The sequence below is a fragment of the Chthonomonas sp. genome (genome assembly GCA_016788115.1).
Classification (GTDB): domain Bacteria; phylum Armatimonadota; class Fimbriimonadia; order Fimbriimonadales; family Fimbriimonadaceae; genus UBA2391.
On sequence record JAEURR010000003.1, the window covers coordinates 302536 to 319751 of the forward strand.

16 protein-coding genes are annotated in these 17216 nt (G+C 61.5%); 9 read left to right on the plus strand and 7 right to left on the minus strand.

What is annotated here, in order from left to right:
* Positions 1-36: 36 nt before the first annotated feature.
* From lnt to JNM85_01685, 4 genes are read right to left on the minus strand one after another with little or no spacing between them, the layout of a single operon-like run.
* On the minus strand, positions 37-1482 hold the full coding sequence (gene lnt / locus JNM85_01670) for an apolipoprotein N-acyltransferase (protein MBL8086762.1): 1446 nt from the start codon (positions 1480-1482) through the stop codon (positions 37-39).
* Positions 1451-2122, minus strand: coding sequence for a histidine phosphatase family protein (locus JNM85_01675; GenBank protein MBL8086763.1), 672 nt, complete (start codon positions 2120-2122; stop codon positions 1451-1453). The genes lnt and JNM85_01675 overlap by 32 nt, the downstream gene beginning before the upstream one ends.
* Positions 2115-3710: an MmgE/PrpD family protein gene (locus tag JNM85_01680; GenBank protein MBL8086764.1), complete on the minus strand. Its 1596-nt coding sequence runs from the start codon at positions 3708-3710 to the stop codon at positions 2115-2117. Before JNM85_01680 ends, JNM85_01675 begins: the two co-directional genes overlap by 8 nt.
* A 21-nt stretch (positions 3711-3731) precedes the next feature.
* Entirely contained in the window at positions 3732-4622 is an 891-nt protein-coding gene (locus tag JNM85_01685; GenBank protein MBL8086765.1) for a hypothetical protein, read from the minus strand.
* Between the two features lie 29 nt (positions 4623-4651).
* Here JNM85_01685 and queF point away from each other — a divergent pair, with 29 nt between their 5' ends.
* Entirely contained in the window at positions 4652-5005 is a 354-nt protein-coding gene (gene queF / locus JNM85_01690; protein MBL8086766.1) for an NADPH-dependent 7-cyano-7-deazaguanine reductase QueF, read from the plus strand.
* Here the strand turns inward: queF and JNM85_01695 are convergent.
* Positions 4989-6143 carry a hypothetical protein gene (locus JNM85_01695; GenBank protein ID MBL8086767.1) on the minus strand — a complete coding sequence of 385 codons (1155 nt, stop codon included), beginning with the start codon at positions 6141-6143 and terminating at the stop codon, positions 4989-4991. The genes queF and JNM85_01695 overlap by 17 nt on opposite strands.
* 136 nt (positions 6144-6279) lie before the next feature.
* On the opposite strand from JNM85_01695, the gene JNM85_01700 reads away from it, so the two are divergent.
* Positions 6280-7680 (plus strand): hypothetical protein, encoded by a 1401-nt coding sequence (locus tag JNM85_01700; protein MBL8086768.1) that lies wholly within the window; start codon positions 6280-6282, stop codon positions 7678-7680.
* A 202-nt stretch (positions 7681-7882) separates the two neighbouring features.
* Positions 7883-8251 (plus strand): PilZ domain-containing protein, encoded by a 369-nt coding sequence (locus JNM85_01705; GenBank protein ID MBL8086769.1) that lies wholly within the window; start codon positions 7883-7885, stop codon positions 8249-8251.
* Between the two features lie 68 nt (positions 8252-8319).
* Here the strand turns inward: JNM85_01705 and erpA are convergent, their stop codons facing one another.
* Positions 8320-8709: an iron-sulfur cluster insertion protein ErpA gene (gene erpA / locus JNM85_01710; GenBank protein MBL8086770.1), complete on the minus strand. Its 390-nt coding sequence runs from the start codon at positions 8707-8709 to the stop codon at positions 8320-8322.
* Positions 8710-8883: 174 nt separating this feature from the next.
* Between erpA and JNM85_01715 the strand changes: the two genes are divergently transcribed.
* The gene (locus JNM85_01715; GenBank protein ID MBL8086771.1) at positions 8884-9132 is read left to right on the plus strand and encodes a 4Fe-4S binding protein; all 249 of its coding nucleotides are present in this window, start codon (positions 8884-8886) and stop codon (positions 9130-9132) included.
* Here JNM85_01715 and JNM85_01720 read toward each other — a convergent pair.
* Positions 9129-9713 carry a PilZ domain-containing protein gene (locus JNM85_01720; GenBank protein ID MBL8086772.1) on the minus strand — a complete coding sequence of 195 codons (585 nt, stop codon included), beginning with the start codon at positions 9711-9713 and terminating at the stop codon, positions 9129-9131. The genes JNM85_01715 and JNM85_01720 overlap by 4 nt on opposite strands.
* Before the next feature lie 102 nt (positions 9714-9815).
* Here JNM85_01720 and JNM85_01725 point away from each other — a divergent pair, with 102 nt between their 5' ends.
* The 5 genes from JNM85_01725 (at position 9816) to thrB (ending at position 17208) form a co-directional block, all read left to right on the plus strand.
* On the plus strand, positions 9816-10364 hold the full coding sequence (locus JNM85_01725; GenBank protein ID MBL8086773.1) for a hypothetical protein: 549 nt from the start codon (positions 9816-9818) through the stop codon (positions 10362-10364).
* 67 nt (positions 10365-10431) lie between these two features.
* Positions 10432-12783: an endopeptidase La gene (gene lon, locus JNM85_01730; protein MBL8086774.1), complete on the plus strand. Its 2352-nt coding sequence runs from the start codon at positions 10432-10434 to the stop codon at positions 12781-12783.
* A 45-nt stretch (positions 12784-12828) separates the two neighbouring features.
* Positions 12829-15195 (plus strand): MFS transporter, encoded by a 2367-nt coding sequence (locus tag JNM85_01735; GenBank protein MBL8086775.1) that lies wholly within the window; start codon positions 12829-12831, stop codon positions 15193-15195.
* Positions 15196-15202: 7 nt separating this feature from the next.
* Positions 15203-16252, plus strand: coding sequence for a threonine synthase (locus tag JNM85_01740; GenBank protein MBL8086776.1), 1050 nt, complete (start codon positions 15203-15205; stop codon positions 16250-16252).
* Positions 16249-17208 carry a homoserine kinase gene (gene thrB, locus JNM85_01745; GenBank protein ID MBL8086777.1) on the plus strand — a complete coding sequence of 320 codons (960 nt, stop codon included), beginning with the start codon at positions 16249-16251 and terminating at the stop codon, positions 17206-17208. The genes JNM85_01740 and thrB overlap by 4 nt, the downstream gene beginning before the upstream one ends.
* The last annotated feature ends 8 nt before the right edge of the window (positions 17209-17216 follow it).

Here is a 17216-nt window from a genome sequence, read left to right on the forward strand (position 1 = left end):
ACTCGCACACAGAGTCTATGAGTTTACCAAACTAGGTTAAGGACGCTCTTTCGGGAGCAACAGCGCGCCCAGCCCGACAAGCAGCCCAAACCATCCGAAGAAGTGTCGAAATCGGAACGTGTCAGAGCCTGCTGGCATCACCACCTCAGCGCGCATCGCCACGTTCGCCCCCAGCGGCGCGCGCACGATCTCATGTCCCTTGGCGTCGATGACCCGCGACACGCCAGTGCTCGCGGAGCGAAGCGTCGGCAATCCGGTTTCGATGCTCCGCCAGATCGCGCCGTCCGCAAGCTGCGGGATGGCGGGGGTACCGGCATACCAATCGTCGATCGACATGATGGCCAGGAATCGCGACCCCTGATCGGCCATCTTGCGAGCCACGTCCGGGAAGAGCCCCTCGAAGCAAAGCAGCGCGCCGCCCCGCAAGCCAGCAATCTCGATGGACTGAGCCGTCGCACCGGGGGAGAGATCGGCGCTCGGCAAGTTGAAACCCTTCAAGAACGACAGTTGCCTGCGAAACGGCACGTACTCCCCAAACATGACCAGCCGCGTCTTATCCGCCCACTGGACCTCGCCGCTGGGCAGCCGAACAAATGCGCTTTGGTGGCTCTTTCCGCTCTCCTCGCGGACGCCCCCGTACAGCACTGGCACAGTTGCGCCTGGCGAAATATCTGCGCCCTGCGCCGCGATCCCCTCCGGCAGCACAATAAATCGGCTGCCGTTCCCCGACGCCTGCGCGACGATCTCGCGTGCGGCTTGCAGCGCCTTGGCATTCGAACTGGCGGGATCCCCAAACGCTAGATCGACACCGGGCTGCCCGATAGTCACCACAACCCGATCACCCACTACCTCCCGCGAGTACCGCACGACCGACAGAAGCAGGAGGGCGGCACAGACAAGGATGGGGGTCATCAAGCGCTGTCGATCCGGCCGTTGGAACAGTTGCCAGACGATCACGTTCACGAGCGCCACCCACGCGGACACAAAGAACACTTCGCCGTACGACGCGTTCTGGATCAACCACGGAATCCCGGTCAGGGGACTGGCCAGGAGCCCCCACGGGAACGCCAACCCAGGAAAGGTCGAGCGAAGCGCTTCGATCCCACCCCATGCGAGCGGGATCGCGAGCAACCAATCCCGCTGGATGCAGGCGTGGAGCATAATCCCCAGCAGACCAAAGAACCACACCACGAGCAGGGGGATGAGCAACCACGGGATGAGAGCCATCCCGACAGAGCCCGTCCAACGACCGACGAACGGAACGATCCACCAACATTGGACCAGCCAGAAAACGGTCCCGAACAGCAGCCCCGACCGCCATGCGCCACGGCGATCAGTATCAGAAAGCGCATGCAACCACGGCACCAACGCGACGAACACCAGCAGAAACAGGTTCATTGGCGCAAATGCCAGTTGCATGAGCGCGGCAGAGACCAGCGTGGGGACCGCCTTATGCTTTAGGATCTGCTGTATGATTCGCATCGATCATGGGGGCGCTGGCCAATTCCAGGTGCGCGGTGTCGGCGTAGCGAGTCAGCGTCCAGTGGCCGTCAGGCTGCCGATGGACTTCGGAGATGGCGGTGTTGCCAAAGCGAAAAGAACGCGCGGTTGCGTGGGTTCCCCCGAGGAGTTGCGCGAGCAAGACCCCGCATGTACCTCCGTGTGAGACGACGGCGATGTGTCCGGCGAGTTCATCGAGCTCATTGACGAACCGCTCGACACGGTACCAGACGTCCACGAGCGACTCCCCGTCGCCAATGCGCGTCGTAAGCGGATCGCAATCGGGGTCGGTCTCGTAGAGTTGGAACGCAGCGCGAATCTCCTGGTATGGACGCCCTTCCATCCGGCCAAACGAGCGTTCGCGCAGATCGGGCGTGCTGCGCATTGAGGTTCGTGCCGAGCCAGCGATCTGCTCCGCGGTTTGCCGTGCACGCTGCAGGTCGCTGGTGATGACGAGCCCCAGCGGAACTTCCTCGAACGCCATCCCGACCTGGAGAGCTTGCTGAAATCCCTCTTCGTCGAGCGGAATGTCGGAGTGCCCTTGCGCACGACCGTCAAGGTTCCACGCCGTCTGGCCGTGCCGGACGATGTAAAGAACCAGCAGCGGTTTGCGCTCATTCATAACCGGGTCGGTCGGTGATCGCAACGTCGAAGATCTTCGCGAGGTCTTCCGCCGAGCACCGGCCCAAAGACTGAAGCTTGGTTAGGAACGCAGTGCGGTCCGCGTCCGAGTCGATTGCCAGAGATCCGAGCAACTGGAACTTATGGTCGAGGATGTCGCTGAGGTCAGCGGTGGTATTGCGTGCATGCCCGCCGGGGAACATCACAAACCCACTGTCGAACTCCTGCGCCCCGTCGGAGATGGAGATCGACGTGGGGATCCCCTCGGGATACTTGGCGTCGTACTCGGCCCCACCGTGGACAAAATCGATCTTATCCATGAGTGCCCGGGTCTGCGGGTGGTGGATGGCCGTGTCCGCCACCTGATAATCGTACGGCGAAAGCATCAGCGCCTTCCAGATCGCGTCGTTCGCGCCCCCTCCAGACGGCAACGTCCCTTCGGCAGCTACGTGGTCGCACGCTTTGCGCAGCAGCGTGGCGACGATATACGCCATCGAGTGGTCGGCACTCTGCCGAGTGGTGGGGTTTCGCTTCATCGGGTTGCCGATGATGCCGAATGCGGGCTCGTACGCAACGATGCGGATCTTTTGGATCGCTGCGCCCCCGTTCGCCAGAAGGTGCGGATTCTTGGCGACCAAGTCGATCGCACCCTGCAGCGCGCCCGCTGACTGATGCTCGTACAGACCGAGCTTAAAGTGCATTCCCATGACCGCGAAGTCGTCGCCGGAGTGGGACAGGACGAGGTCGAACGGGCAGTCTCCCTGCTCCTTCCACCGCTCGGCACCCGTTGTGGTGGGCTCGAAGAAACGGAAGATCGCCTCCGGATTGCGGAAGATGTCCTTCGGCCCAACAAAGCCCGCCATCGCCCGCTTGGCAAAGAGCACCGCCGCCTCAGTGGAGATGGCCGCGCTCGCGCCCTTCGAGTCGCTCAGCTGCTTGCCCGCGCGAATCGCGCGCCATGGAATGCTGTGGGCCACGACCATGCCGATGGCCGATTCGATCTGCTCTGCCGTCGCCCCCATCAGCGCGCCGTAGATCGCAGCTGAAGCGATCGCGCCGTGGACGACGTGGTCGATCTTGTACGTCTTCAGGCTAAACACTTCAGCAAGCCGACCGCGGATCTCGTCGAGCAGCACCATGGCTCGGAGCGCGGTCGCGCCATCCAAGCCCCGTTGCTGACATGCGGCAATGACCACCGGATAGAAGTCGTTGTGGCCAAATTCTCCGGCGGTGTGACCCATCTCGGGTCGATAGCCGAAGTTCGTTCCGTTGCTGTCCCATTCGCGAACCGCTGACGAGTTCGCGACGACGGCTTTCTCGGCTTTGACCTTTGCACTAGACCCGAAGACCGTCGCGCCCCGTGCGTCCGGATAGTCGAGCGCTTCGCGGCGCAACAGAGTCGGTGCGTTGGTACCGAGCGCAAGTGCGGAGAGGCCGCAGAGGACCGCATCCGTATGGAATAGCATGACTCGGTGCAGCACCCCCTCACTGGGGCCGGGGCCGAGCTTGCCGGACAAGAAGTCAATCGCAAACTGGCCGAGCCCGAGGGCCTGATTCGAATCGCGGGAAAGAGTGATGCTCGTGGACATGCTAGGGGGATTATGGCCCCTCTAGAACACTTCGCACAGCATGCATCGGACCGATCCACCACCGATCGCTTCGATGGTAGGAATCTTCAGTGCCACCAGCTTTCCGTGCTCTGCGAGCGCCTTTCGTTGTCCCTGCGTGAATGCACCAAATGCTTGCTCTGAGAGCGCGATGACGGGACCGGATGCGCCGCCTAATTCGAGCAGATTTCCGCAGAAGTGGGTCATTTGATCCTCGGTGATCGTGACGACAAGCTTGCCACTATATGTCAACTGTTCGCGAATCCGGTTCGCGGTGGGGCGGTCAGAGATCACGTCCTCGCACAGCACGGCGAATCCACTGCCAATGGCCATCATCACGTTGGTGTGGTAGATGGGGAGGTCGCCCGGTCCGAGGGTCTCGAACAAAGTCAAATCGAATCCCATGTGCGCTGCCCAGCGTCGCGCAAGGTCGGCATCCGTCCGTGGTGAGAGCGCGGCGTACGCCGTCCGTTGGGCCCGATCAAGGACTAAGCTCCCCGTCCCCTCCAGGGACTTCCCTGACTCTTCGGCGGGGGTCAGATCGAAGGTCTCACGAGGGCCAAAAGCCTCCAGCAACGCAGGCAATCGTTCCCGACGACGGCTCTCGGTCGCCATGGGATACAGGCACGCCTGCCCGCCCGCGTGGAAGCTGATCCAGTTGTTGGGGAAAACCGCGTTCGGCTGGGCTACTTCTGCAGGATCGTCCAACACCGTCACCCGAACCCCTGCTGCTCGGAGCAGTTGCACCGCTCCGTCAAACTCTGCGCACGCCATCGCTCGCACTTCAGCGTCGGGCACCGCGGGAGGATGCTGAAACGAGTTCGAAGCGGAGGTCGCGGGATCGAACTTGAAGCCCGTCGGTCGGCGCATGATCACGTGGCTCGCAAGGTTCATCGCTGGTACTCTAACCCCAAAGCCACCCCATGAGCCAGATACTCGAGACGTTTCCAAACCCTGCGCCCCACCGCGCGTACACCATCACCCATAGTTTCCCCGAGTTCACAAGCGTTTGTCCTAAGACCGGGATGCCCGACTTTGCGACGATCGACCTGGATTACATCCCCGGCGACACGTGCATCGAATTGAAGTCGCTGAAGTACTACTACTTTTCGTTCCGCGACAAAGGGATTTTCTATGAGGCGGTGACGAACCAACTCCTGGAAGAGCTCTCGGGATGCTGCAACCCCCGGTGGATGCGCGTGACCGGACGATTCGCCGTGCGCGGCGGCATCGCTAGCGTCATCGTCGCCGAAACCGGCCCTAAGCCGGTCGGATGACGCACGGGATCGAACCGAGTAGGCACCGCTCAAACTGCGCGACCAAGAGGTAGGCCACTGGGTCGGAGCCGGGGCGATACTCAAATGCGCCAGAAGTACCGCTCTGCTGATCCACTACGGTCCAAGTCGAGTCGGCGAACCAGTTGTTCGGTCCTTCTGCGCGCCAGCACTGAACCTGTGCGGGCTGGGACGATCTCCACTGTCCGTCCATCCCTGCATCGAAAGACGGGAGTTCAAACCCACCGGTCACACCATCGAGGAACCCGGTTAGACCGGGAATGTCCCAGGCTCGATCGCCAACTCCGTGATCTTCGTTCGGGTAGGTAAGCACTCTCGGCTGACCGGGAATGGTGTCCCAGTAGTGCCTCGCGGCGTCGACCGTCCAGTACGCGTCATTGGACCCGTGAAAGAGCATGACTGGGCATTGAACTCGCGATAGACCAAAGTACGGGTCCACGTCGCGCACGAGCTGTCGCCCCTCTTCGGTACTCACCGTTTCTTGCAGTTCGCGCCGAGTATAGTCATCGATTTTCGGGCTGTAAGTGCCCCACGCCTCCAGCTGTGCGGGCATCTGACGCATCATGTCGAGGTTGTCGAAGACCCGCGGTGCCAGCCCGCACGTTCGCTGCGCAGCGGTGATCCCGGTGAGCCACGCCGTCCAGCCACGCTTGCTTGCTCCGGTCACCACGAACGATTCGAATCCCTGGTGCTCCAGCAGATCCATCGCTCCATGGGCAGCATCGACCATCGGGAACAGCAGCGGCCACGAGGGGTCTCCCGTCTCCAGGCGCATCCGGAACGTGTGCGCGATGAGGTCGTCTTCGCGCATCTCCCAGAGCGGCTGATTTGGGATGTCAAAGAGCACTGCAACCGGGACGCCGATGCTAGACGCCATAAGCCCGGCTCGCGCCAGATCCACCCCGTTGGGCGGTCCGCCGGTGATCTCGAGCACACAGACATCGGTTCGACGCGCATGGTTCGGGACGTGCAGATGCAACGCGCACTCCCAAGGGACCCCTTGCCAGAACGAGTTCTGAACCTGCCACCGCATGGAGCCGCCGGGCGCGTGCACCGCCTGAGCAGTCCGCGTCTCACGCGAGTTTTGGAGGAACGCATCCAGCGCGCTTGGGGAATCCACCCTGTGAAAGTACCCGGGTGAACCATCGCCACGAACTGCGACGTCTTCGCCTTGACATTGCTCCTCAAAGGTGGGACAATGGACCCATCGCGAACAGCGGACCACGAGAGAGAGGGGTCTGCCCAAGGTGTTACCCATGAATATCGCTTTCAAGAAGAGTTTGCCGGTACTGATTGCCCTGGCAGTCAGTTGCACTGGAATGGCCGTTCAGGAGATAAACATCGACAAGGCTGTCAACAGCCCATCGATTACGATTCGGTACACGAAGATGCGGGCCGCCATGATTGAGCTGAAGCTGAACGGCGCAAGTATCAGTACGCGCAAGCTCACGGGCAACTCCACCGAAGGCGAGACGAACTTCTCCATCGACGTCACGTCCCTCACCGACGGCGACAACAAGCTCGAAGTCCTCATCTACGATGCCGAAGGACGGCTCCTGGGCACGCAGACTTCGACGCTGCAAGCCGAGGGTGAGAACCACAGCGCCGTCCAACTCCAGGGCGTCAAGCAGGGCGAGACCGTTCGAGGCGCCATCGAGATCAAACTCGGCGTCAACCGCGACTTCCGCGAAATGTACGTCAGCTTCTTCGTTGACGAGCAGTGGAAGGCGCTGAAGAACTTCCCACCCTACAGCTACATTTGGGACACGACCGGCATGACCAACGGTTGGCACGAAGTCCAGGCTTGGGTGGTAGACGAAAACAACAACACCTTCAAGACCCGCAAGGTGAAGGTTTACGTGAACAACCCCGGTGGTCGCACCGAGCGCGTGACCAGCACCCCGACGACGGCACCCAAGCCCGAAGTTACAAAGCCGGTGGCCAAACCGCTGCCGACGGTCGCAGTCAAGGCTCCGCTCCCCGTGAGCCTTAGCTCCACCACGATTTCCGCAAGCATCGGCAAGTCGTCGGGGATGAAGCGCACGACGGCGCTCCCTTCGGTTCAAGCCGATCAGCGACTCATGATGCCGACCGGAGCACGGGTCGTCACCAAACCGACGGTAACGGCCCCTCAGAAGCCAGTTGTGACGCCCGCCGCAAAGCCGACAGTCACAAAGCCAGCAGTCGTGAAGCCGACGGTAAGCAAGCCGGTCGTCAAGCCGGCCGCAGTCGCCCCGATTCAGACAGCGACCACGAACGCCACGCGACTCACGCTCGGCAAAGGGACGCGACTGCCGAACCTGACCAGCTTCAACATCTCTCTGAACAACAGCCTCGTCGCCTTCGACGTCATGCCGCGAGTTGAGGATGGAGTCGCGCTCACGCCGTTCCGTCATCTCTTTGAGCACGCAGGCGGCAAGGTCAAGTGGGACAACACCCAGAAGAGAGTCTCGGCCAAGTCAAAGTCGAGTTCGGTCGATCTGCAGATCGGTCGCGCCGACGCCAAGGTCAACGGTCGAACGGTTCAGATGGAGCGACGTGCTTTCATCGATCACAGCCGAACGATCGTCCCGCTCAGCTTCTTCTCCGACGCACTGAACGTGAACATCGAGTTCGACAAGGCGACGAACCACGTGTTGATCACGGAAAAGAAGTAACCCGGTAGCCATACCTGCACATTCAAAGGGCCCCTGCGGAACGATCTCCGCAGGGGCGCCGTCTTTTGACCGGCTTGCTTTGAAAACCGCCATCTCTGACAGGGTTTGAACCCTCCAGTTTTGGCCTCAACAGACCACTATTCACGATAGGCACTTTCACAGATCAACGTGTTGCAGATCGAAAAGGTGGGAGCAGAAATTCATGGCACAGAACACTGACGACGGCAGAAGGTTTAGTCGATTCGACACACTGGAGTACGCACTCCTTATGTCGAGTGGGCTTGATGAGCCGCTTCCTGCGATTATCGTGGACATCAGTCTCGGTGGACTGCAACTCCGCACGCGCGTCCCGCTAGAATCGGGCGACGAATTCCTCATGCAGATCGGACAAGGTTACGAGAACCCGATCACGACCGCCGTGGAAGTACGGTACTGCGCCAAGATCCCGCATACTGGGCTCCATTCGGTCGGTGTCCGCTTCTTACCGGGCCACTCCGAGCAGCGGATGCGCTTGGTCCACTATATCCACGACGCTTTCGCCAAACAGGGCGACAAGCTACTCGCCAGCTAAATCATCCTCCAAAATCAAAAGGTCCCAGAAGCGAACTCCTGGGCCCTCTTTTTGCGCCTGGTGTTGGCTTATTTGCTACAGCCGCAGCCACCGCATCCGCCGCCGCCTGCTCCCGGACCACCCTCTTCGCCGGTGGCGAAGCTGGAGCCACAGCCGCACGACTGCGTCGCATTCGGGTTCTCGATCTTGAACCCGCCTCCCATGGCGTCCTCGACGTAATCGACTTCGGAACCCTCCATGTAGTGCAGGCTCATCGGATCGATCACGATTTTCACGCCGTCTTGCTGGAAGATCTGGTCGCCCTGCTCGGGTTCGTTGTCATCGATCGCCATGCCATACGAGAGTCCGGAGCAACCGCCGCCTGCGACCCAAACGCGCAAGGCAGCATCGTTCTTCTGCTGGCTCTGCATCAGGTCCTTCAGCTCGTTGGCTGCTCGGGGGGTCAAAGTGATTGCCATAGGGATAGTTTACTCCGTGTTATAGTTTCAATACGTCTGATCAGCGCGGTCGGTGCAACGCGCGAGCCGAGTTTGCGCTGAAAGCCCTAAGATTCACTAGGGTGGTCCCCCCACGATCGTGAAGCATCGGCTAAAATACGGGGACGGGAGCTTCTTCCCCAGGAAACCAGTTTCATGCCCTACGTTGTAGCCGAACCCTGCATTGGTGTAAAAGATAAGTCCTGTCTGACGGTCTGCCCGGTGGACTGCATTTATGAGATCGACGATCAGGTGGTGATTCACCCGGACCAGTGTATCGACTGTGGTCTGTGCGAGCCCGAGTGCCCCGTTACCGCCATCTTCGTCGACACCGACGTGCCGCCTCAATGGAAGAACTTCATCGAGAAAAATGAGGTTGAGGCGAAGCGAATCGCAGGCGGCTAAGCCGCGTTCGGGAATAGCCTTAGCCAGCGACCGCGGCTGATGCGGTCCTCGATGTGCAGCTTGATGCCCAGCCGAAATCGTCCGTGGCTATCTTCGGGCTTGCAGTAGCGCACTTCGCCCTTGCCTGTGACTGTGCCGTGCGCGGAGTGTACGGCGATGTCCACCACGGTGCCGCGCTCGATGTTCAACAACCCGACCAAGCCTACTCCTGAGGACGAAATGTCTTGGACGTCCATGTCGTACTTCTGGTCGCCGTGGGTCAGATCGCAGAAAATGCCAAACCGAGTGGCCTGAAACCTCACTGACTCGGTGGGTGACGTCAAACGAAGGTTTGAGGTCAGCTTAAACCGGACAAGATCGTCCTCCAGAGATTCGACCTCGCCGATGGCAAAGACGTTGTTGGAGCTACCTTGTAGCTCAAACGCAACTCGCTCGCCCACCGCAAGCTGTCGATCCGCGTCAAAACGCAACACAATCAACTGCTGGTCGAACTCGACGACCCAACCACGAAGCAGCCGAGCGTCCTCGATGCGCTGGCATCGCGCACGCGTCCCGATGTACTGAAGGAAATCTATTGCCATAGTGAAGCCTCAGGGCAAGACTCTGTATTGGACTTATCGGCGCTTCAACGCATCATCATCAGGACACGAGTAGAAACCGGACCCTGAGATACACTTAGTGCCATGTCCAACCCCAGCGAGAACCCGATCGAGAAGAGGCTGCGAGAGGCCCAAGATCAGTTCATCTTGGAGTGGGGTCGCATGAGTTCCAGCTGGGGCATCAACCGCACCATGGCGCAGATCCATGCGCTTCTCATCGCCACTGGCCGCCCGCACAGCATGGACGAAATCATCGCGCGGCTCGGAATCAGCCGGGGCAACGCAAGCATGAGCCTGCGCGACCTGATGGAGTGGGGCGTGGTCCAGCGCTTTCGACGACCCGGAGACCGCAAGGACACCTACGTCAGCGACGCCGACCCGTGGCAGATTTTCGCCCGCGTGGTGCGCGAGCGGAAGCGCCGCGAGCTCGATCCGACCAAGGGCGCGATCCAGGAGTGCCTGTTGCGGGCACCCGCGGACGAAGAGAGTGCCGACGTGGCCAGCTTCCGGCAGAGGCTCACCGGGCTGCTTCAAATCTTTGCCATGATCGACCTCGTCTACGATCAGGTCTTCAAGACCGACGACAGTGTCCAGGATGCCTTTCGCTCCTTCAGTTCCCCCGAAAAGTCGTAGAAACTGTCAATTGGCCTAGGAATTGCGGTTCGTTTCCTCGAACAGAATCCGTAGGACCTTAACCTGCATGGCCAAAACCACATCTCGCTCGCCCAAACAAGCGGTCGCCGCGTCCACCTTGCGTGTCGCAGTGTTGCCCGTCCGCGATAACGTTCACTTCCCTGCGATCGTGACCACGTTGCTCGTCGGCCGCGAGATCTCTCTCCGCGCGCTGAACGCCTCGACCAAGGACGAAGGGCTTGTGCTCGTCCTCGGTCAGCGAGAGATGACGGTGGACGAGCCGGTCGCTGCAGACATGCACCGGTTGGGAACCCTGAGCGAAGTCATGCAAGTACTGCCCATGCCCGACGGCACCGCACGCTTGGTCCTCCGCGGCCTGTCGCGTTGCCGAGTGCAGCGACTGAATTCACGTTCGGGTTATTTCGTCGCCGAATGCAGCCCACTCGAAGCGATCCCGGCCCAAGGCCCTTCGGTCGAGGCCCTCAAACGCGAGGCGATTGAGCTTTTCCAAGACGTCGCGAGTCTCGGGCGCATGGTCCCCACCGAGGCGCTGGAACTGTTGCCGGTCATCGACGATGCCGGTGAACTCGCCGACAACATCGTCAACCAGCTTGTGTTAAAGCCCGCGGTCAAACAGCAGGTGCTGGAGATGATCGCACCGATTGAGCGCATTGAGCGGGTCATCAAGCTCCTCGCCAGTGAACGACAAGTCCTCCAACTCCAGAGCGACTTGCGATCGAAGGTGGAACGAGAGCTCGGCAACTCTCAGCGCGAGTATTTCCTGCGAGAGCAGCTTCGGGCGATTCAGAACGAACTCAGCGGCGACACCGAACTGAGCCCCGAAGGCCAAGAGCTCAAGGTCCGAATCGAGGCAGCGAAGATGCCCGACGCCGTCCGGGACAAGGCCTCTGCAGAACTTCGCCGGCTGGACCGCGCCGCTTCCAACTCGCCAGAGAACATGGTCATCCGAACGTATCTGGAGTGGCTGTGCGATCTACCCTGGTCGATCACGACCGAAGACCGCCTGGACATTCACGAAGCGAGCAAGATCCTGGACCGTGATCACTATGGTCTGCAACGAGTGAAGGATCGGATTCTCGACTTTCTCGCTGTGCGCCAACTGAGCCAGTCGTTGCGCGGACCGATTCTGTGCTTCGCTGGGCCGCCCGGGGTCGGCAAGACGAGCCTGGGGCGCAGCATCGCCGAGGCGCTGGGCCGAAAGTTCGTGCGTCTGTCGCTCGGCGGAGTTCGGGACGAAGCCGAGTTGCGCGGCCATCGCAGAACCTACATCGGTTCTATGCCCGGCCGCCTCATCCACGGCATCCACACGTGCGGCAGTCGAAACCCGGTCTTCATGCTCGATGAGATCGACAAGATGGGCATGGACATGCGCGGCGACCCCACGAGCGCCCTGCTGGAAGTGCTCGATCCCGAGCAGAATTCCGGATTCACGGACCACTACGTTGAGCTTCCCTTTGACCTCAGCGCGGTGATGTTCATCATGACCGCCAACGTCGTGGAGAGCATTCCGGCCCCATTGCGCGACCGCATGGAGATCATCCACTTCCCTAGCTACACCGAGGCCGAAAAACTCCACATCGCACGGAGCTACCTGGTGCCCAAGAAGAGTCAGGAACACGGCATCCGCGGCAAGCAGTTGACAATCCAAGACGATGCACTCCAGACCATCGTTCGCCACTACACCCGTGAGGCGGGCGTGCGCTCGTTGGAGCGCGAGATCGCGACCGTCTGTCGCAAATCTGCCAGACGCCTCGCCGAGGGTGCAGTCCGGGAAGTCACTGTCGATGCGGACAACCTGAGCGAATTCCTCGGACGGTCGCGCTACCGCTACGGTCAAGCAGGGGCGCAAGACGAAGTGGGTACCGCGACGGGGCTTGCATTCACGGAGTTTGGTGGTGACACGCTCAGCATCGAAGTCAACCTAATGCCAAGCCTGGCCGAGCAACCCAACCTGATGCTCACCGGAAACTTGGGCCAAGTGATGAAGGAATCGGCAATGGCGGCGGTCAGCTACATCCGGGCGCATCCCGACATCTACGGCCCGTTCCGGCACGATGTCCACATCCACGTGCCCGAAGGAGCGATCCCAAAAGACGGCCCGAGCGCGGGCGTGACCATTGCAACCGCGCTTGCCTCGGCGGCGACCGGACGCCCAGTTCGGCGGGACCTCGCGATGACCGGCGAGATCACCCTACGCGGAAACGTACTTCCTGTCGGCGGCGTTCGGGAGAAGGCGCTTGCCGCTCACCGGGCTGGCATCCGTGATATGGTGCTACCCGCGGATAACATGGCCGATCTCGATGAACTCCCGGTGGAGGTCCGAGATCAAATGTGCATGCACCCGGTCCGGACTCTGGCCGAGGTGTTTGAACTCGCCCTGCGACCAAAGACGACCTAGTTTTCAACGATCATCGACAGGTTCGATGCACAATGAAGGGGTCTGATGCAATCAGCCCCCAACCGTCTGGACGACCTCAAGACGCTCCGCATGGTCATGATCGACGTCGCGTTTGCGACCGCATTCATGACCCTCGTCGGCGGCGCGTTCCTGGTTGGGTTCATCAAGCACCTCGGCGGGGATGACCATATCATCGGCATCGTCAGCGCGCTCCCCTCCCTCCTTGGTCTGATGCAGATCCCAGGTGCGCTGTGGGGTCGCAGCTTCGCCTCGTTCAAGAAGTTCGTGCAGGTAGGCGGCGGACTTTGGCGGCTCTTCTACCTCGTTCTGATCGGCCTGCCGCTGCTTCCGTGGCCCAACGAGGTCCGGATTGGGCTCATCTTGGCCGTCCTCGCGCTCGCGTGGATGAGCAGCCAGACCGTCGATCCGATTTACAACGACTGGCTCGCCGAGATCATTCCGCCCACCTCGCGCGCGTGGTTCTACGGGCGTCGCGGAGCGCTCGCGGCGCTCGTCGGCGCGCTTGTCGGCGTGGTCGGCGGCCTCGTGATCGACCACTTCGAAAAGGGCTCGCAACAGAATCTCGGTTACTCGATCGTCTTCGGGCTTGGAGCGCTTTGCGCGTTCATCAGTTGGATCTTCTTCACGCGGATGCAGGACCGAGTGCGTGAAAATCCTCAGCCCGTGCAGTTCAAATCGGCGATGCACAGCATCGCATTGCCTTACCGCGACCCGCTCTTCCGCCGGGTCATCCTCTTCCTGTTCTTCTTCGTCTTTGGGCAGGCGTTCATGGGTGGACTGCTCGTTGCCTTCAGCATCGAAGTCCTAAAACTCCCGATCACGGTGCTCCAGTTGTGCGGGCTTGGGCACGCCGTAGGCCAACTCATCATGGCGCGCTGGTGGGGGTTCTTCGCCGACAAATACGGCAACAAGCCGGTGCTCGCGATCTTGACCATCGGCATCGTCTTGTCGCCCGTGTGCTGGTTCTTTACGCAGCCCGACAGTCTGCTGCTGAATAGTCTCATCCTCATCCCGGGTCACGTTTTCAGCGGCATGATTTGGGGTGGCGTCGGCGCGGTCCAGCTCAACCTCGTGATCGCCTCGGCGAAGCCAGAGGAGCGGGCGAACTATATTGCGGCGGGCCAGAGCCTGATCATGATCACGGCGGGCGTCTCGCCGATCCTGGGCAGCTACGTGATGAGTTGGTTGCGCGCGCCCATGGGAGCAGGCAGCGCCTACATGGCCGTGCTGGGGATTACCACCGGACTGCGATTGCTCTCGATCTTGTTCTTGATCCCAGTCAAGGAGTACGGATCGACCTCGCTGCGCCAAACACTTCGCGAAATCACCCGCGCCAACCCGAAACGGATGCGCGAACTCCGGCAGCTTTCGACCAGCGTGGACATCGAAGAGCGGTCCATTGCCATCGAGAACGTCGGCAAGCACCGGCTGACCTTGGCACTCGACGACCTGTTGAAGTCTCTCCACGACCCGACCCCGCACTTGCGTCGGCAAGCGGCCCAGGCACTCGCATCGCTGGGTGATGAGCGTGCCGCACAGGCGTTGCACCATCAACTCGAAGACCACGCCGACCTTGTCGAAGAAGAGACGATCGAAGCGTTGGGAGTGTTGGGTGATTCCCGGAGCGTCGAGTTGCTCTCGCGATATCTGATTTCACCACGATCTCAGATCCGCCGCGCCACCGCACACGCACTGGGACGCATCGGCGGCGACGCGGCCGAACGTGCCCTGGCACAGGCAGCCAGCCAAGAAGAAGACTTCGACCTACAGCGCGCAGCTCTGCAAGCGCTTCGCCGGTTGAACTCCGCGCACGGGAGTGACGCGATCATCCAGGCGTGTCTCGCGCGAATTCCCAGCGTGCGCATCGCCGCCGCCGAAGCCGTCGTGGCCCTCGGGATTCGCAAGGCGACCCACAACCTGGTGCAGTCGCTCAAGACCTATGACGACGAAGCGTGCAGCGAACTTGCCTACGCCCTCGCATGCGTGGGTGGCGAGGAACATCTTCCCCTCATTGTGCAGACCACTTCCGAATGCGGTTCGGTCATCACCCGGCGGCGCTGCCTCATGGGGATCAGTCACGTGTTTGGAGTCGAGGGACCCCTCTACCGACTCCTCCTGCTCGATGGAATGGCCCGGGACGCCGCACTTCTCGAAATGCTCGGTCCGTTGGCCAAATCCGACCGCGCGCTGAGAGCCGCGCTGGGGCACTACAACCACGGAGAGGAGCATGCAGCTCTGGTGGCCCTCACCCGTAGCAAGACCGGACCTTCGTTGCTGAGCCTGGTCAACCCGCCAATCGACGAGATGTTCCTCGTCGGTGCGCTCGCTCGCACAAAGTTCTTACAAGACCACTCTGAAGGTAACCCGCGAACCGGCGAACGCCTACAATAGAGTGTCTATGCACTGGTCCGGCGTTGTCGCGCATTACCGATCTCGGCTCACGGTTGAAGGGGAGCCCGTCACTCTGCTGGAGGGCAATACCCCGCTCGTACCGGTTCCACGGGTCGCGGAATGGGCCTGCCCCGGAGCGGAACTCTTCATCAAGTACGAAGGGCTGAATCCCACCGGGTCGTTCAAGGATCGCGGCATGACCGCCGCTATGACCCAGGCGAAGCACGACGGCGCAGAGACCGTCATCTGCGCGAGCACCGGGAACACCGCCGCCAGCGCCGCTGCCTACGCGGCTCGAGCGGGCATGAAGTGCATCGTTCTCGTTCCCGATGGCAAGATCGCGATGGGAAAGCTCGCGGGTTCGATGGCCTACGGCGCGCAAGTGGTGCAGATTCGTGGTTCGTTTGACGATGGCCTGCGCATGGTGCGCGACGTCAGTGAGCGGACGCCGATCGCGCTCGTCAACTCCGTCAATCCCGCGCGGCTCCAGGGGCAGAAGACCGCGGCATTTGAGATCGTGGATGCGCTCGGAAACGCTCCCGATTGGCTTTGTTTGCCGGTCGGCAACGCGGGCAACATCAGCAGCTACTGGCTTGGATTTCGCGAGGCGCTCGCCGATGGCCATGCGGCGTCGGCACCCCGACTCTTGGGCGGCCAAGCGGCCGGATCTGCGCCTCTGCTGGCAAACGCGGCAGTGGACGAGCCGGAAACGCTGGCGACCGCCATCCGGATCGGCCACCCAGCGCGCTGGTGCCAGGCACTGTGGGCACTCCGCGAATCGGCGGGCCAGATCTGGTCCGTCACCGACGACGAGATCCTTGCGACGTACCATTGTCTCGCAGCGGCGGACGGCATCTTCTGCGAGCCATCGTCCGCGGCAGGCGTCGCGGCCCTGAGGAAATCGCTTCAGCACGGCAAAATCGAAGTCGAGGGGCGGCGCATCGTTTGCGTCCTCACTGGGCACGGGTTGAAAGACCCCGACTCGGCCCTCCGCGACGCCAAACTCCCGCAAGCCATCGAACCGACGTTGGATGCGCTCATGAACGTGATCGAATGATACAAGTCCGAATCCCCGCAACCACCGCTAACCTCGGACCTGGCTTCGACTGCATGGGCTTGGCGCTCGACCTTTGGAACACCTTCTCGTTGCACCTGTCAGGCGCGCCGGGATCGGTGCGCGTAGAGACCGTCGGCGAAGGCGCGACCACCCTTCCCACTGACGCGACGCACCTGGTCGCGCGGACCATGATCGACGAAACTTGGCCGGGCATGCTTCCGACCGATACCGGCATTCTCATTCGCTGCCACAACGACGTACCTGCCGGAAGCGGTATGGGCTCGAGTTCGACCGCCGTCCTTGCGGGTCTCATTTTTGCCAGCGCGCTCGCCGCGCATGCGCTCCACCGCGGAGATGCCCAGAAGGTGCTCGAAACCGTGCAGAGCACGGAGAACATGCAGCGCGTGCTCGAACGGGCCATCAAGCTTGAGGGCCATGGCGACAACGTCGCTCCTGCACTGCTCGGGGGACTCATTTTGGTCGTGCCAAACGGCTCGGCCGTCGTGCGCCGGGTTGAGTTCTCGCCGCTCAAGGTCGTGGTCTGCGTGCCCGACTACAAGTTCCTCACCGTCGATGCCCGTGCCGCGCTACCAACGCAGTACTCCAAGGCCGATGCCGTCTTCAACATCGGTCACGCGGTGCTGGTGCTCGAAGCGCTCCGCACCGGCGACAATGCCCTGCTCGCCCTCGGCGTCGCCGATCGTATCCACGAGCCCTACCGAATCCCGCTCATTCCCGGGGCGACCGAGGTGCGCAACGCGGCGCTTCAGGCAGGCGCAATCGCGTGTGTCCTCAGCGGCGCGGGCCCAGGACTGCTCGCGTTCAGCGCAGACCGTCACGCCGAGATCGGCCAGGCCATGCAGTCGGCTTTCGCCGCGCACGGAATGCGCGCCCGAAGCTGGGTACTGAGTGCAGTCGAGCGGGGCACCGAGATCCATCCGGCTCCAACCATGTAATCTGGCGC

Excerpts from the sequence above, each read along its gene's own strand:
- lnt (MBL8086762.1), bottom strand. The coding sequence starts at position 1,482 with ATGCGAATCATACAGCAGATCCTAAAGCATAAGGCGGTCCCCACGCTG.
- JNM85_01675 (MBL8086763.1), bottom strand. The coding sequence starts at position 2,122 with ATGAATGAGCGCAAACCGCTGCTGGTTCTTTACATCGTCCGGCACGGC.
- JNM85_01680 (MBL8086764.1), bottom strand. The coding sequence starts at position 3,710 with ATGTCCACGAGCATCACTCTTTCCCGCGATTCGAATCAGGCCCTCGGG.
- JNM85_01685 (MBL8086765.1), bottom strand. The coding sequence starts at position 4,622 with ATGAACCTTGCGAGCCACGTGATCATGCGCCGACCGACGGGCTTCAAG.
- queF (MBL8086766.1), top strand. The coding sequence starts at position 4,652 with ATGAGCCAGATACTCGAGACGTTTCCAAACCCTGCGCCCCACCGCGCG.
- JNM85_01700 (MBL8086768.1), top strand. The coding sequence starts at position 6,280 with ATGAATATCGCTTTCAAGAAGAGTTTGCCGGTACTGATTGCCCTGGCA.
- JNM85_01705 (MBL8086769.1), top strand. The coding sequence starts at position 7,883 with ATGGCACAGAACACTGACGACGGCAGAAGGTTTAGTCGATTCGACACA.
- erpA (MBL8086770.1), bottom strand. The coding sequence starts at position 8,709 with ATGGCAATCACTTTGACCCCCCGAGCAGCCAACGAGCTGAAGGACCTG.
- JNM85_01715 (MBL8086771.1), top strand. The coding sequence starts at position 8,884 with ATGCCCTACGTTGTAGCCGAACCCTGCATTGGTGTAAAAGATAAGTCC.
- JNM85_01720 (MBL8086772.1), bottom strand. The coding sequence starts at position 9,713 with ATGGCAATAGATTTCCTTCAGTACATCGGGACGCGTGCGCGATGCCAG.
- JNM85_01725 (MBL8086773.1), top strand. The coding sequence starts at position 9,816 with ATGTCCAACCCCAGCGAGAACCCGATCGAGAAGAGGCTGCGAGAGGCC.
- lon (MBL8086774.1), top strand. The coding sequence starts at position 10,432 with ATGGCCAAAACCACATCTCGCTCGCCCAAACAAGCGGTCGCCGCGTCC.
- JNM85_01735 (MBL8086775.1), top strand. The coding sequence starts at position 12,829 with ATGCAATCAGCCCCCAACCGTCTGGACGACCTCAAGACGCTCCGCATG.
- JNM85_01740 (MBL8086776.1), top strand. The coding sequence starts at position 15,203 with ATGCACTGGTCCGGCGTTGTCGCGCATTACCGATCTCGGCTCACGGTT.
- thrB (MBL8086777.1), top strand. The coding sequence starts at position 16,249 with ATGATACAAGTCCGAATCCCCGCAACCACCGCTAACCTCGGACCTGGC.